General features: G+C 58.6%; 1 protein-coding gene. It reads right to left on the reverse strand.

The genetic code is table 11. The annotated features are described in order from the left end of the window. Positions 1 to 266: hypothetical protein (locus tag AAEY83_RS15760; protein WP_351060454.1), on the reverse strand; the 266-nt coding region annotated here is incomplete at both ends.

The raw sequence follows: 266 nt of genomic DNA on the forward strand, positions 1-266 counted from the left end.
GCCAGGTATCGATCACCCATTCGCCGTCGATCATCAACCGGTGGATCGGGTACTTCGTCCGCGTCTGCCCCGACGTTTGATCCATGCTGGTGATGCTTTGCTGGAGCCATTGCAGGTCGCTGCTGGCGATATGTCCTTGCAGCTGGCATTCCAGCGCGGCGCTTTGCATCTGGCGCTGAGTGATCGCCAGCGTCGCGTTGCGGCGGAACGCGTAGCCTTCGCTCTGGGAATTCTGCAGCTCCTTTTTAACTTTGTCGGTATAGCGT

The sequence above is a fragment of the Psychrobacter sp. TB20-MNA-CIBAN-0197 genome (genome assembly GCF_040309765.1).
Taxonomy (GTDB): Bacteria; Pseudomonadota; Gammaproteobacteria; order Pseudomonadales; family Moraxellaceae; genus Psychrobacter; species Psychrobacter submarinus.